Source organism: Pseudomonas sp. GNP013, from assembly GCF_054343995.1.
Window position 1 is genome coordinate 2679288 of record NZ_JBTGUT010000001.1, and the last position, 14202, is coordinate 2693489.

Here is a 14202-nt window from a genome sequence, read left to right on the forward strand (position 1 = left end):
AAATAGTCCTTGACGGAACCCGGCAGCCTGGCATTTTATGAAACCGGTTTCATCGTTCGCATGCCCACGCGGGAACCGCACACTCCAATAAGAAAGGCCGCTATCGTGACTTCCTTTTCCTCCGCCCAGCGCAGCCGCGTGACCATGCTTGACGTGGCCCAGCGCGCAGGCGTCTCCAAAGCCAGCGTGTCACGCTTTATCGGCGACGACCGCGCCCTGCTCTCCGATGCCATTGCCCTGCGCATCGAACAGGCCATCAGCGAACTCGGCTACCGCCCCAACCAGATGGCACGTGGATTGAAGCGTGGCCGCACGCGCCTGATCGGCATGCTGGTGGCCGATATCCGCAACCCCTATTCGATTGCCGTGATGCATGGCGTCGAGACTGCCTGCCGCCAGCATGGCTACAGCCTGGTGGTGTGCAACACCGACCGGTGCGACGAGCAGGAGCGTCAGCACCTCGCCGCGCTGCGCTCGTACAACATCGAAGGGTTGATCGTGAATACCCTCGGCCATCACCTTGATCAATTGCTGGAACTGCAACAGGAAATGCCGTTGGTGCTGGTGGACCGCAAGGTTGAGCCGCTGCATAGCGACCTGGTAGGGCTGGATAACGCCGCAGCCGTGCGCATCGCCGTCGAGCATCTGCAACAGCAGGGTTATCTCAATGTGTTGCTGGTGAGCGAAGCCGCCGACGGCACCAGTTCCCGCTTGGAACGCCAGACCAGTTTCAAGGCCGAAATCGCCGCCCGCCCTGGTTTGACCGGCGCGGTATTGGAGCTGGATAGTGCGCTGGAAAAGCACTTGCACACCTTTCTTGCCAACCCTGGCCCCAAGGCGCTGTTCTGCGCCAACGGCATTGCCGCGCTGGCCTGTACGCGCGCGCTCAAGGCCCTGGGTTGCACGTTGTTTGAGGAAGTCGGCCTGATCGCTCTGGATGACCTGGACTGGTATCCGCTGGTGGGCAACGGCATTACTGCCCTCGCCCAGCCGACCGAAGCGATTGGCGCCAGCGCCTTCGATTGCCTGCTCAAACGCTTGCGCGGTGATGACGCGCCGACGCGCACGCTGGATTTTTTGCCGCAACTGATTATCCGAGGCTCCACCCAATTACCTGTGGGAGCTGGCTTGCCTGCGATGACGGTTTATCAGACGAAGCAGTAGTCGACTGACCCACCGCTACCGCAGGCAAGTCAGCTCCCACATTTGTTTGCGTATAAAAATGAAACCGGTTTCAGAGGTACACAACAATGCATAACTACCCCGTTTCCATCAGCCTTTCCAGCTACGGCGCCGACCTGGTTCGCCAGCAGGGCCAATTGAGTTTCGTCCAGTTGCTGGCGTCTGCCGGCGCGCAACGCATCGAGTTGCGCGAAGAATTGCTGACCACCGAGCAACCCGCCCAGCTGGCCCAGGCCGCTGCCAGTCATGGCCTCGAAGCGGTATTTTCTTCACCGCTGGAGCTGTGGGTGGCCGGCCGCGCCCAGCCGAATGCGGAACTCGCCGCCACCCTGGACCGTGCCCAGGCCTTTGGCGCGCGCTGGCTGAAAGTCTCCCTCGGCTACTTCACCGACACCAACGACCTGCAAAGCCTGCACGCCCTGCTCAACCGGCACGCGGTGCAGTTGCTGGTGGAAAACGACCAGACCCTGCATGGCGGGCGGATCGAACCGATGCAGCGTTTTTTCAGCGAGGTCGAGCGCCTTGGCCTGCCAGTGAAGATGACCTTCGATATCGGCAACTGGCACTGGCAGGACCAGTCGTCCCTCACGGCCGCGCGCCTGCTGGGCAGGCACGTCGATTACCTGCATTGCAAGGCCGTGGCCCGGCGTGCGGACGGCAAGCTGGTCGCACTGCCGCCCAGTGTCACCGACCTGCACCTGTGGGAACAATTACTCAAACACATGAACCAAGGTATTACCCGGGCGGTGGAGTTTCCGTTGCAGGGCGATGACCTGGTCGAGGTCACTGCCCGCCAGGTCGCCGCCCTCGCCTGCCTTGGCCAACCTCGCGCGGAGAGTGCCCATGCCTGAGATCGATATCCTTTCGTTCGGCGAAACCATGGCGATGCTGGTCGCCGAGCAAACCGGTGATCTGGCTCAGGTCATGCAATTTCACAAACGCATTGCCGGGGCCGACAGCAACGTCGCCATCGGTTTGGCGCGCCTGGGTTTCAAGGTCGCCTGGCTGAGCCGGGTGGGCAACGACTCCCTCGGCCGCTTTGTGGTCGACACCTTGCAAAACGAAGGGCTGGACTGCCGGCATGTGGCGGTCGACCCGCTTCACCCTACGGGCTTTCAGTTCAAGTCCCGCGAAGAGACGGGCAACGATCCTCAGGTGGAGTATTTCCGCAAGGGCTCGGCGGCCAGCCATTTGTCCGTCGACTCGCTGAACCTGGCGCTGCTGCAGGCGCGGCATCTGCATGCCACCGGGATTGTGCCGGCGTTGTCCGACGCTACGCGCGCGCTGTCCTTCGAGTTGATGGCGCAGATGCGCAAGGCCGGACGCAGTGTGTCGTTCGACCCCAACCTGCGCCCGGCATTGTGGGCCAGTCAGCAACAGATGATCCGCGAAATCAACGCCCTTGCCGCCCTCGCCCACTGGGTACTGCCGGGCCTGAACGAAGGGCGTCTGCTCACCGGGCTGGATGACCCGGCCGATATCGCCGCGTTCTACCTGGACCAGGGCGCCGAAGCCGTGGCCATCAAGCTCGGCGCGGACGGCGCCTATTTCCGCACCCAGATGGACCAGGGATTTATCGCCGCCGTGCCGGTGGACAAAGTGGTCGACACCGTCGGTGCCGGCGACGGCTTCGCGGTCGGCATGATCAGCGCCCTGCTGGAAAACCTGAGCTTCCCCGAAGCGGTGCAGCGCGGCAACTGGATCGGCAGCCGCGCCGTGCAAAGTCGCGGCGACATGGAGGGCCTGCCGACCCGTGCTGAATTGACCACCCGATCCGTCGCATAACCCATTCCCTGTTGCCACAACTACAACAAGCTCAGGAGCAACCTTATGGAAACCGTGAAACTCGCCACCCGCCGCTGGTGGTACATCATGCCCATCGTGTTCATCACCTACAGCCTGGCCTACCTGGACCGCGCCAACTACGGCTTCGCCGCCGCCTCCGGTATGGCCGAAGACCTGATGATCACGCCGGGCATGTCATCACTGCTCGGTGCGCTGTTTTTCCTTGGCTATTTCTTCTTCCAGGTGCCGGGGGCGATCTACGCGCAGAAACGCAGCGTCAAAAAACTGATTTTCGTCAGCCTGATCCTCTGGGGCGGCCTCGCCACCCTCACCGGCGTGGTGTCCAACGCCTACATGCTGATCGTGATTCGCTTCATGCTCGGCGTGGTCGAAGCCGCAGTGATGCCGGCGATGCTGGTGTACCTGTGCCATTGGTTCACCCGTGCCGAACGTTCGCGGGCCAACACCTTCCTGATCCTCGGCAACCCGGTGACCATGCTGTGGATGTCGGTGGTATCCGGCTACCTGGTGCAGCATTTCAGCTGGCGCTGGATGTTCATCATCGAAGGCCTGCCGGCGGTGCTGTGGGCGTTTATCTGGTGGAAACTCGCCGACGAGCGCCCCAAGGACGCCAAATGGCTCAGCGACAGCGAAAAACACAGCCTGGAAAGCGCCCTCGCCGCCGAACAGGTGGGCATCAAGGCCGTAAAAAACTACGCCGAAGCGTTTCGCTCGCCCAAGGTGATCATTCTCGCGCTGCAGTTTTTCTGCTGGAGCATCGGCGTGTACGGCTTTGTGTTGTGGTTGCCGTCGATCCTCAAGAAAGGCCTGCAAATGGACATGGTCGAGGCCGGCTGGCTGTCAGCGCTGCCATACCTGGCGGCGGTGATCGCCATGCTCGTGGTGTCGTGGGGCTCGGACAAACTGCAAAAGCGCAAACGCTTCGTGTGGCCGCCGCTGCTGATTGCCTCCATCGCCTTCTATGCCTCCTACGCGCTGGGCGCCGAACACTTCTGGTGGTCCTACACCCTGCTGGTGATTGCCGGGGCCTGTATGTATGCGCCCTATGGGCCGTTTTTTGCCATCGTGCCGGAAATTCTCCCGGCCAACGTCGCCGGCGGCGCCATGGCACTGATCAACAGCATGGGCGCTCTCGGCTCGTTCGGCGGCTCGTACCTGGTGGGCTACCTCAACAGCAGCACCGGTTCGCCGGGCACTTCCTACCTGCTGATGAGCGGTGCGTTGATGCTGTCAGTGGTGCTGACCATTTTCCTCAAGCCCGGCGCCAGCGACCGCGCGTCCTCACCTACTCTGGAGCTGAAGGTAAAGACCTCATGAAAAAATCCGTCGTGCTGTACAAAAAACTCTCCGCGCCGCTGATGGCGCGCCTGCACGAACACGCAGACGTGACCCTGATCGATGCCCTTGACGAAGCCGGCCTGGCCAAACTGCGCGACGCCCTGCCCGGCGCCCACGGCCTGCTCGGCGCGAGCCTGCGCCTGGACGCCGAACTGCTCGACCTGGCGCCCAAACTCGAGGCCGTGGCCAGCGTCTCGGTGGGCGTCGATAACTACGACATCGACTACCTCACCCGACGCCGCATCCTGCTCAGCAATACCCCGGACGTACTCACCGAAACCACCGCCGACACCGGTTTTGCGCTGATCCTCGCCACCGCCCGCCGGGTGGTGGAACTGGCCGACATGGTGCGCGCCGGTCAATGGCACAAAAACATCGGCCCCGCGCATTTTGGCAGCGACGTGCACGGCAAGACCCTGGGCATCGTCGGCATGGGCCGCATCGGCGAAGCCCTGGCCCAACGCGGGCATTTCGGCTTTGGCATGCCGGTGATCTACCACAGTCATTCGCCAAAACCTGCGGTGGACGCGCGTTTTGCTGCGCAGTACCGCAGCCTGGACGACCTGCTGCAACAGGCTGACTTTGTGTGCCTCACGTTGCCGCTGACAGCGCAGACGGAAAAGCTGATCGGCGCACGCGAGTTTGCGCTGATGGGGCCGGAGACGATCTTTATCAATATCTCGCGGGGCAAGGTGGTGGACGAGGCGGCGCTGGTGGATGCGTTGCAACAGCGCACGATTCGTGCGGCGGGGCTGGATGTGTTTGAGCGTGAGCCGCTGGAGCATGCTTCGCCGTTGCTGCGGTTGAATAATGTGGTGGCGACGCCGCATATTGGTTCGGCGACTCATGAAACGCGGGAGGCAATGGCCAGGTGTGCGGTTGATAATCTGCTGGCGGCGTTGGGCGGGGAGCGGCCTTTGAATTTGGTGAATCCGGGGGCTTATGTGGGTTGAGCCCTTTTTTTGGGGTTTTATGGGGGACATATCCGTTATTTGGGTAACGGCTGATTATGGTTCCGCCCTTACGGCGGGTCACTTTTGGAAAAGAGCCCCAAAAGTAACCAAAAAGGCTCTTGCCCCACCACTCGGCACCTCGCTCAGGCTCGGTGTGCCCGCACGCAGGCTTGAATCCGTGGGCCGCCGCGATGGGCCATCCCTGGCCCAGCGCGGCTAACCCGGCGTCCTGCCGGGTTACCCACGGATTCAAGCCTGCGTGCGGCCAGCGTGGTTGACGGGGCGCCTGAGATCAAGATCAAGATCAAAAGCCAAAGCAGATCAAAAGCCAGAGCAGAGCAGTGTGATATCCATTCAGACAAATGGAGATCCAAATGTGGGAGGGGGCTTGCTCCCGATAGCAGTGGGTCAGCTACCCATAAGCTGACTGACCCACCCTCATCGGGAGCAAGCTGGCTGGGCCGGCATTCCGGGCTCTTTTCCAAAAGTGACCCGCCGTAAGGGCGGAACCATAATCAGCCGTTACCCAAATAACAGATATGTACCCCGTAAAACCCAGCGAAAAAGCTCACCGCAAAGCCCTGCGCAACACCTTCCCCACCGTAGTCTTGGGCAACTCCGTACTCCGAAACTCCACATACCTGGGCACCTTGTACCCCGTCAAATACTCCCGACAATGTGCCAGAATCTGCGCCTGGCTCAAGCTGGGATCCTTGCGCACCACAATAATCTTCACCCTCTCCCCGGTCACCCCATCCTCCACCCCGATGGCCGCCACTTCAGCCACGCCGGGATGCATCGCCACCACGTCTTCGATCTCGTTGGGGTACACATTGAAACCCGAGACCAGAATCATGTCCTTCTTGCGATCCACCAGACGGATATACCCGCGCTCATCCATCACCCCGATATCGCCGGTCGACAACCACCCCTGCGCGTCCAATACCTCCGCCGTTTCTTTGGGCCGCTTCCAGTAACCCTGCATCACCTGCGGGCCGCGCACTTGCAGTTCGCCCTGCTCGCCAATTTCGGCAATCTCGCCGTCTGCCCGCACGAACCGCACCCAGGTCGACGGCAGCGGCACGCCGATGCTGCCGGTGAATTCCATCTCGCGCATGCGCGAAATATCGATGGGGCTGATGCTCACCACCGGCGAGCATTCGGTGAGGCCGTAGCCCTCGATGATCGGCAGCCCGGTGACGTCCTTCCAGCGCTTGGCCACCGCGGTGTGGGTGGCCATGCCGCCGGCGATCACCAGGCGCAGGGCGGAAAAATCCCGCGCGCAGAAGTCCTTGTTCTCCAGCAATCCGTTGAACAGCGTGTTCACCCCGGCGATCCCGTTGAAGCGTTCCTTGCGCAGGATCATCTGCACACGCTTCACGTCCCGTGGGTTGGCGATCAGGATATTGCGCCCGCCCAGGCACATGAACATCAGGCAGTTCACCGTCAGGGAAAAGATGTGGTACAGCGGTAGCAGCGTCACGTTGCTCTGCTGTTGCGCCTGGTCCAACTGGTCGCCGACCCAGGCCTTGGCCTGCAACAGGTTGGCGATGATATTGCGGTGGCTGAGCATTACACCCTTGGCGTCGCCCGTGGTGCCGCCGGTGTATTGCAGAAAGGCCAGGTCATCGCGTTGCATCGGCACCGGCAGGTGATTGAGCGCCCGCCCCTGTTTCAGCACCTGGTTGAAACGCACCGAACCACTCAGGTTGAACACCGGCACCTGCTGCTGCACACGGCGCAGGATGAAGTTCATCGCCGCGCCCTTGAAGGTGCCGAGCAGATCACCGATGGCTGCCACCACCACGCGTTTGACACTGCTGCCCTGCATGACTTTTTCCAGGGTGTGGGCGAAGTTTTCGAAGATCACCACGGTCTCGGCGCCGCTGTCCTTGAGCAGGTGCCTGAGCTCATGGGAGGTGTACAACGGGTTGACGTTGACCACCACCGCACCGGCCAGGATCGTGCCCAGCAGGCAGATCGGATATTGCAAACAATTGGGCATCATCAGCGCCACGCGGTCGCCCTTTTTCACGCCCTGGCCCTGCAGCCAGGCGGCAAACGCAATGCCCTGAGCCTGCCAGTCGGCGTACGTCATCTCGGTGCCGATGCTGACGTACGCCACGCGGTCGCGAAATTTCTCCAGGTGTTCGAGGAACACTTCGCGCAACGATGGGTAGGCCTCGATATCGGCCTCAATGTCTGCCGGAACCCCAGGCAGGTATGCGTTCAACCAGATGCGTTCGGTCTGTTCCAGGCTGATAGCGTTCATGGCAGTTTCCCTGTTGTTGTTATGGGTGGCGCTATTTTTCGACGATGGCGGTGATGCCCAGGCCGCCCGCTGCGCAGATCGAGATCAGGCCGCGCCCGCCGCCGCGTTCATGGATGGCCTTGGCCAGAGCAGCGAGTTGCCGGCCTCCGGTGGCGGCAAAGGGGTGACCGCAGCCCAGCGAGCCGCCGTTGACGTTCATCTTCGCGCGGTCGATGGCGCCCAACGGCGCCTCCAGGCCCAATCGTTCGCGGCAATAGTCGGGGTCTTCCCAGGCTTTGAGCGTGCACAGCACCTGGGCGGCGAATGCTTCGTGGATCTCGAAGAAATCGAAATCGGCAAAGCCCAGCCCTTCACGCTTGAGCATGCGCGGTACGGCGTAGGCCGGGGCCATCAGCAGGCCTTCGCTGCCGTCGACGAAATTCACCGCCGCCGTCTCGCCGGTGCGCAGGTAAGCCAGCACCGGCCAGCCATGGGCGGCGGCCCAGGCTTCGCTGGCCAGCAGCACCACCGAGGCGCCATCGGTGAGCGGCGTGGCGTTGCCGGCGGTGAGGGTGCCGTGCTCGCGGTCATAGGCCGGCGCCAGGCCGGCGAGTTTTTCCAGGCTGGTATCGGCGCGCAGGTTGTTGTCACGGGTCAGGCCGCGATGGGGACTGATCAGGTCATCGAAAAAGCCACGCGTGTAGGCGGCATCGAGACGCTGATGGCTGGTGAGGGTCAATTCGTCCTGGGCCAGGCGCTTGATCTGCCAGCGCCTGGCCATTTCTTCGCAATGCTCACCCATGGACAGGCCGGTGCGCGGCTCGCCATTGCGCGGCAGCAGTGGCTTGAACAGCATCGCCGGGCGCGCCTTGAGCAGCGCCTTGAGCTTATCGCCCAGGCCTTTGCCGCGATTGGCCGCCAGCAATACGTGGCGCAGGGATTCATTGATGCCGATGGGCGCATCGGACGTGGTGTCGGCGCCACCGGCAATGCCCACCTCGATCTGGCCGAGGGCGATTTTGTTCGCCACCAGCAACGCCGCTTCAAGCCCCGTGCCGCAGGCCTGCTGTACATCGTAGGCGGGCGTTTGAGGGGACAGCGTGGTCGACAGCAACGACTCGCGCGCCAGGTTGAAGTCTCGCGAATGTTTGATCACCGCGCCTGCGGCAAACTCGCCCAAGCGCTGGCCGTGCAGGTTGTAGCGATCCACCAGGCCTTGCAGCGCAGCCACCAGCAAATCCTGATTGCTCTCGAAGGCATACACCGTGTTGGAACGGGCGAACGGGATGCGGTTGCCGCCGATGATCGCCACGCGGCGGGTCGGCGCCGGGTTGAAGCTGTAGTCACTCATGCCAGGTTCTCTTTCCAGATAAACAGCCCGCGCATGTGCGGCTTGTCGCCCGCGACGTTGCGCACTTCGAATGCCCGGCGCGGGCCGCTCAGCGGATGGCTCCACAGCGCGACCTGGCCGGGCAGGAAGATCGGCAATTTGAAGTCGCAATGGGCCTCGGCTGCGGCCAGGCCGCCCGGAGGTTGCCCGGCGGCCAGCGCCCGGCCCAGGGTCCACATGCCGTGGGCGATGGCGCGGCGAAAACCAAAGATTTTTGCACCGATCAGCGAGGTATGAATCGGATTGAAGTCCCCCGACACCCTGGCGAAGCGACGTCCCAGGTCGGCGGGCAACACCCAGCGCTGGGTGCGCAACAGGCCTTCTTCCGGCAAGGCCAGCGCGTCGTCCCACAGCTCGCCGACGGGATTTTCCACCTCGCGGCGCAAGTAAAGGCTGTCGCTTTCCCACACCAGAGCGCCTGCGCCGTAAGCGCGAGTGGCGATGCTCAGCGCCTGCCCCTTGGGGTGGGCCACCCAGCGTTCGCAATACACCTCCAGGCGCAGGGCCTGGCCTTCGTGCAAACGCTGATGCTGACGGATGCGGTTGGCCAGGTGCACCATGCCGCTGGCCGGATACGGAAAACTCGGCCGGGTCAGCAACATCAGGTGCAAGGGAAACGCCAGCACGTGGGGATAGGACAGCGGCACGCCCTGCTCGCGCCGGAAACCACAGGCACGGCCATAGGCGGCGATACCGGCAGGCGACAGCTCCACGGCCGAACGCACCAGGCGCTGAGTGGGCAACGGCGGTGCACCGTCGAGCGTGGGCTTGCGCAAGGCGCGCACCCCGTCCAGCAGCAGCCGGCTGCGCGACGGTGGCGGGTCGATGATCTGCGTCACGTAGTCCATGGCTCAGGCTCCCAACAGGCTTTGGCCGCACACCCGCACCACCTGGCCATTGACCCCGCCCGAGGCCGGATGGGCCAGCCAGGCGATGGTCTCGGCCACGTCGATGGGCTGACCGCCCTGGGACAGCGAATTCATGCGCCGCCCCGCTTCGCGGATCATCAGCGGAATTTTCGCGGTCATCCGGGTTTCGATAAACCCGGGCGCCACCGCATTCACCGTCACTTGCTGCGCCGCCGCCTGGGGTGCCAGCGCGTTCACCAAACCGATCACACCGGCCTTGGAGGTGGCGTAATTGCTCTGCCCCAGGTTGCCGGCGATGCCGGAAATCGACGACACGCAGACGATGCGCCCGCCCGGGTTCAGGCCCTGCTGGTCGAGCAACGCCTGGCTCAATTGCAACGGCGCTTGCAGGTTGACCGCCAGCACACTGCGCCAGGCGTCTTCGCTCATTTTGGCGATGGTCTTGTCGCGGGTGATCCCGGCGTTGTGCACCACCACATCAAAGGCGCCGTGCTGGCTGATGTGGTCGTGCAACAGGGCGGCGGCATCCGCGGCGGTGATGTCCAGCGCCAGGGCCGCGCCGCCCACGCTGCTCGCCGCCTGTTGCAAGGCATCCCGGGCCTGGGGCACATCCACGCACACCACATGGGCGCCGTCCCGGGCCAGTACCTGGGCGATGGCCAGGCCGATGCCCCGGCTGGCGCCGGTCACCAACGCACGGCGACCGGCGAAGGGCGCGTCCCAGTCGACCGCGACCTGGCCGTCCACCGGTTTCTCCAGGCGCACCACTTGCCCCGAGACATACGCGGAGCGGCGCGACAGGAAAAAACGCAGGCTGCTGTCGAGCGCGTCTTCGGCGCCCGGCGCCACGTAGAGCAACTGCACGGTAATGGCCCGACGCAGCTCCTTCGCCAGCGAGCGCACCAGGCCCTCGAGGGCGCGTTGGGCGATGGACTGCGGCGGCGCCTGGCAGTGTTCCGGCGCGGTGCCGAGCACCACCACCCGTGACTGCGGGCCAAGGCGCCGGGCATTGGCGTGGAAGAACGTATAGAGCGTGTCGAGCTGCTGCACGTCGACCACGCCGGTGGCATCGAACACCGCGCCCTGCACCTTCACTGTGGACGGCGCCTTCAGCGTCGCCGGGGTGGCAGCGACGGTGTCGGTGGCCGTGAAAAGGCGCTGCACAGGCTCAGCCAGGCGCCCGGCCCCGGCGACGATCACCGGATTGACCAACGCGGCCTGACCGCTGCGATGGCGCTGCAGAGGCACGGGTTGCGGCAGGCCGGCGGCCTGGGCCACGCGTCGCCCCCAGGGGGAATTGACGAACGAAAGGTAGCGGTCACTCATAAATACATTCCTTGCACACTATTCGAAAACGCCACAGGCCTGTGTGGCGAGCAGGCTTGCCCTAATGCCGTTCAGCTAAGCGCAGACTCCCTGTGGCGAGCAGGCTTGTCCTGCGTTGGGCTGCGCAGCAGCCCCAAAGCCAGGCGCTGAGCCGTATCAGATACACCGCGTTTTGCTCGATGGGGGGCGCTTCGCACCCCAACGCGGGGCAAGCCCGCTCGCCACAGAGGCTCCGGCCTGATGTTGCAGCGCGCCCTAATGCCGTTCAGCTAAGCGCAGACTCCCTGTGGCGAGCAGGCTTGTCCTGCGTTGGGCTGCGCAGCAGCCCCAAAGCCAGGCGCTGAGCCGTATCAGGTACACCGCGTTTTGCTCGATGGGGGGCGCTTCGCACCCCAACGCGGGGCAAGCCCGCTCGCCACAATAAACCCACACATTTTCCTTGACTGAACGGCATTAGGGCTTGCCCCGCGTTGGGCGGCGAAGCAGCCCCCGTAAGACGAATGCGTGGTATCAGGCACTCCGCGTGGGCTGGTTTTGGGGCTGCTTCGCCCCCCAACGCGGGGTAAGCCCGCTCGCCACTTTGGCCGGTTCCAGCGCTTGCTTGCGCTGCTGCAGTGCCTCCAGCAAACCGAAGTCCTGCGCGAAGTCGTCCACCTGGATGGCGTGGTCGGCGTATTCCACATAGCGCCCGAGCAGGCTGTCTTCGTCGTCGCTGATCAGGTCCAGCGCCCGCGCCTTGACGCGCCAGGCGGTAAAGGCCGTGGCAGAAATCGGCATCGGTTCGAGCAGGCCCTGTTTGATCGCAGGCTTGAGCCGCGCTTCGATCAACTCCAGTTGAGGCAGCAACCGGAAACCCAATTCGCCATAAGCCAGCTTGTCGATTTCCGGCCGGGGAATATAGGAATCAGCGAGCAAACGGTCGCGGGTTTCGCAGGGCGTCTGCACCAGGTCGGCGACCTCGGCCAGCAGGCGATCGGACGGTTTGCGCTGGGGAATGCCCAACGGAAAACTCAAGCCACGCAGCACCGCCGCCGCCGCTTTGGACGGGTAGTTATCGAGCACTTCGGCCAACGCTTCGTGGGCCCGCAGCAATGCATCCCGGGCCGACCAGTGCACCAACGGCAGGTCCGCCTGGGGCCGGCCGTCGTCTTCAAAGCGCTTGAGCACGCAGGACAGGATGTACAACTGCGACAGCACATCGCCCAGGCGCCCGGTGATGCTTTCCTTGCGCTTGAGGGCACCGCCGAGTACGCCCATGGACACGTCCGACACCAGCGCCAGCACCACCGACAGACGATTGGCCTGGCGGTAGTAGCACGCCAGCGCTGGTTCGGTGTGGGCCGGAGCGGCAATCAGGCGGCCGCCGGTCAGACCATGCACCGCCGCGCGCACGGTGTTGGCCAGCACAAAGCTGATATGGCCGAACATCGCGCTGTCGAACGCTTCCAGCGCCTTGCGCCGGTCCGGGTTGCGCGCCGCTTCCATCTCGCGAAACACATAGGGATGGCAACGAATCAGGCCCTGGCCATAGATGATCAGGCAGCGGGTCATGATGTTTGCGCCTTCCACCGTGATGGCGATGGGGCTTTGCTGGTAGGCACGGGCCAGGAAGTTGTTGGGCCCCATGCAGATGCCCTTGCCCGCGACGATGTCCATGCCGTCGTTGACGATCATCCGCGCACGTTCGGTGACGTGGTACTTGGCGATGGCCGAAATCACCGAAGGCTTCTCCCCGGCATCCAGCGACGCCACCGACACCTTGCGCACCGCATCGCAGGCATACAGATGCCCGGCCATGCGCGCCAGCGGTGCCTGTACCCCTTCGAACTTGCCGATGGGCAGGCCGAACTGCTTGCGCATTGCCGCGTACGCGGTGGTGCCGCGCACCGCAACCTTGCCCAGGCCGACGTTGGCCGATGGCAGCGAAATCGCGCGCCCCGCCGCCAGGCATTCCATCAACATGCGCCAGCCATTGCCGACCTGTTCACGGCCACCGATCACCCACTCCAGCGGAATGAACACATCCTTGCCGGTGGTGGGGCCGTTCTGGAATACCGCGTTCAATGGCCAGTGGCGACGGCCGCTGTTCACCCCGGGGTGCGAGGTGGGGATCAATGCGCAGGTGATGCCCAGCGCACCCGGCGCGCCGAGCAGGCCCTGGGGGTCTTCGGCGCGAAACGCCAGGCCGAGCACCGTGGCAATCGGCCCTAACGTGATGTAGCGCTTGTCCCAGGTGACTTTGAAGCCAAGGACTTCCTGGCCCTCGTGCAGGCCTTTGCAGACGATGCCGAGGTCGGGAATCGCACCGGCATCGGAGCCGGCATACGGGCTGGTCAGCGCGAAACACGGGATGTCTTCGCCCCGCGCCAGGCGCGGCAAGTAGTAGTTGCGCTGGGCATCGGTGCCGTAATGCAACAGCAGTTCGGCGGGGCCCAGGGAATTAGGCACCATCACCGAAATCGCCGCTGCCGAGCAGCGGGTCGACAGCTTCATCACCACCTGCGAATGGGCGTAGTGGGAGAAGCCTTTGCCGCCGTACTGCCGGGGAATGATCATGCCGAGGAACCCGGCGTCCTTGGTGTACTGCCAGGCTTGCGGGGACATGTCCTGCCAGACCTGGGTGGTTTCCCAGTCGTTGGCGATGTCGCACAGGGTTTCGACTTCGTTGTCGAGAAAGGCCTGCTCTTCGGCACTCAGGCTGGCCGGCGCGGCTTTCAAGAGGCGCTGCCAGTCGGGCTTGCCGCTGAACAGTTCGGCGTCCCACCACACGGTGCCGGACTCGATGGCCGCACGCTCGGTGTCGGACATCGCCGGCATGATCGTGCGAAACAGCGCGAGCGCCTTGCCGGTCAACAGCGCACGGCGCAGCGGTTTGATCGCCAGCAGCAGCGCGGGCACTACCACCAGCAGCGCCGCAAGGGTGATGCCCACACCCGCCACCACGCTGAACAGGTAACCCATCGCCAGCCATACCAGGCCAGTGCCGAGCCACAGCGCGGCGGCGGCTTGTCGATACGCCAGGACAATCGCGGCGGCGAAACCCACCAATAACCAGATAACCATGGGACACCTCTCTCGATTTCAGGA

Annotated in this window: 10 protein-coding genes; 5 read left to right on the forward strand and 5 right to left on the reverse strand. The window is 63.8% G+C overall.

Going from position 1 to position 14202, the window contains the following annotated elements; genetic code table 11:
- The first annotated feature begins 105 nt into the window (after window positions 1-105).
- From ACXX81_RS11675 to ACXX81_RS11695, 5 genes are all read left to right on the forward strand, one after another.
- Entirely contained in the window at window positions 106-1164 is a 1059-nt protein-coding gene (locus ACXX81_RS11675; protein ID WP_269325509.1) for a LacI family DNA-binding transcriptional regulator, read from the forward strand.
- Window positions 1165-1250: 86 nt separating this feature from the next.
- Complete coding sequence (locus ACXX81_RS11680; RefSeq protein WP_458571717.1) at window positions 1251-2033, forward strand: sugar phosphate isomerase/epimerase family protein; 783 nt, start codon at window positions 1251-1253, stop codon at window positions 2031-2033.
- Complete coding sequence (locus ACXX81_RS11685) at window positions 2026-2967, forward strand: sugar kinase (protein ID WP_458571718.1); 942 nt, start codon at window positions 2026-2028, stop codon at window positions 2965-2967. The genes ACXX81_RS11680 and ACXX81_RS11685 overlap by 8 nt, the downstream gene beginning before the upstream one ends.
- A 45-nt stretch (window positions 2968-3012) precedes the next feature.
- On the forward strand, window positions 3013-4305 hold the full coding sequence (locus ACXX81_RS11690; RefSeq protein ID WP_057010196.1) for an MFS transporter: 1293 nt from the start codon (window positions 3013-3015) through the stop codon (window positions 4303-4305).
- Entirely contained in the window at window positions 4302-5279 is a 978-nt protein-coding gene (locus ACXX81_RS11695; RefSeq protein WP_209981440.1) for a 2-hydroxyacid dehydrogenase, read from the forward strand. The genes ACXX81_RS11690 and ACXX81_RS11695 overlap by 4 nt, the downstream gene beginning before the upstream one ends.
- Window positions 5280-5847: 568 nt before the next feature.
- Here ACXX81_RS11695 and ACXX81_RS11700 read toward each other — a convergent pair.
- From ACXX81_RS11700 to ACXX81_RS11720, 5 genes are all read right to left on the reverse strand, one after another.
- Window positions 5848-7551 carry an AMP-binding protein gene (locus ACXX81_RS11700; RefSeq protein ID WP_458571719.1) on the reverse strand — a complete coding sequence of 568 codons (1704 nt, stop codon included), beginning with the start codon at window positions 7549-7551 and terminating at the stop codon, window positions 5848-5850.
- A 31-nt stretch (window positions 7552-7582) separates the two neighbouring features.
- Entirely contained in the window at window positions 7583-8881 is a 1299-nt protein-coding gene (locus tag ACXX81_RS11705) for an acetyl-CoA C-acetyltransferase (RefSeq protein ID WP_209981435.1), read from the reverse strand.
- Window positions 8878-9768 carry a MaoC/PaaZ C-terminal domain-containing protein gene (locus tag ACXX81_RS11710; RefSeq protein ID WP_458571720.1) on the reverse strand — a complete coding sequence of 297 codons (891 nt, stop codon included), beginning with the start codon at window positions 9766-9768 and terminating at the stop codon, window positions 8878-8880. Before ACXX81_RS11710 ends, ACXX81_RS11705 begins: the two co-directional genes overlap by 4 nt.
- A gap of 3 nt (window positions 9769-9771) precedes the next feature.
- On the reverse strand, window positions 9772-11115 hold the full coding sequence (locus tag ACXX81_RS11715; protein ID WP_458571721.1) for a 3-oxoacyl-ACP reductase: 1344 nt from the start codon (window positions 11113-11115) through the stop codon (window positions 9772-9774).
- Window positions 11116-11625: 510 nt separating this feature from the next.
- Window positions 11626-14178 carry an acyl-CoA dehydrogenase gene (locus ACXX81_RS11720; protein ID WP_209981430.1) on the reverse strand — a complete coding sequence of 851 codons (2553 nt, stop codon included), beginning with the start codon at window positions 14176-14178 and terminating at the stop codon, window positions 11626-11628.
- Window positions 14179-14202: the final 24 nt, after the last annotated feature.

Excerpts from the sequence above, each read along its gene's own strand:
- ACXX81_RS11715 (WP_458571721.1), bottom strand. The coding sequence starts at position 11,115 with ATGAGTGACCGCTACCTTTCGTTCGTCAATTCCCCCTGGGGGCGACGC.
- ACXX81_RS11720 (WP_209981430.1), bottom strand. The coding sequence starts at position 14,178 with ATGGTTATCTGGTTATTGGTGGGTTTCGCCGCCGCGATTGTCCTGGCG.
- ACXX81_RS11710 (WP_458571720.1), bottom strand. The coding sequence starts at position 9,768 with ATGGACTACGTGACGCAGATCATCGACCCGCCACCGTCGCGCAGCCGG.
- ACXX81_RS11680 (WP_458571717.1), top strand. The coding sequence starts at position 1,251 with ATGCATAACTACCCCGTTTCCATCAGCCTTTCCAGCTACGGCGCCGAC.
- ACXX81_RS11690 (WP_057010196.1), top strand. The coding sequence starts at position 3,013 with ATGGAAACCGTGAAACTCGCCACCCGCCGCTGGTGGTACATCATGCCC.
- ACXX81_RS11685 (WP_458571718.1), top strand. The coding sequence starts at position 2,026 with ATGCCTGAGATCGATATCCTTTCGTTCGGCGAAACCATGGCGATGCTG.
- ACXX81_RS11695 (WP_209981440.1), top strand. The coding sequence starts at position 4,302 with ATGAAAAAATCCGTCGTGCTGTACAAAAAACTCTCCGCGCCGCTGATG.
- ACXX81_RS11705 (WP_209981435.1), bottom strand. The coding sequence starts at position 8,881 with ATGAGTGACTACAGCTTCAACCCGGCGCCGACCCGCCGCGTGGCGATC.
- ACXX81_RS11700 (WP_458571719.1), bottom strand. The coding sequence starts at position 7,551 with ATGAACGCTATCAGCCTGGAACAGACCGAACGCATCTGGTTGAACGCA.